Origin of the sequence: Polynucleobacter sp. AM-25C3 (assembly GCF_018882335.1) — a bacterium.
Lineage (GTDB): Bacteria > Pseudomonadota > Gammaproteobacteria > Burkholderiales > Burkholderiaceae > Polynucleobacter.
This window is the reverse complement of the sequence record NZ_JACVOS010000043.1, coordinates 1-273: the sequence shown is the minus strand read 5'-3', so window position 1 is coordinate 273 and position 273 is coordinate 1. Positions and strand designations below refer to the sequence as shown.

The 273-nt window shown below is 49.1% G+C and carries 1 protein-coding gene; it reads right to left on the bottom strand.

The genetic code is table 11. From position 1 onward, the window contains the following. A partial coding sequence (locus tag ICN12_RS10785; protein WP_216272509.1) for an AIDA repeat-containing protein occupies positions 1–273 on the bottom strand: 273 nt, incomplete at both ends.

Genomic DNA, 273 nt, shown 5'->3' with positions numbered 1-273 from the left:
TAATCTGAGTACCACCATCATTTACCGTAAGACCACTCACAATAGCGCCGCTCAGGAGGGTCTGGCTACCGCCACTGCTTAGCGTAGTAGCGCTCACACTAGCACCACCATAAACAGCTTGATTACCACCAGAACTGATGGTCGCACTAATCGCACTACCACCGCTACTAACAGCTTGAGTACCACCATCATTTACCGTAGTAGCACTTGCAATACCGCCACTACCAACAGCTTGAGTACCACCATCATTTACCGTAAGACCACTCACAATAG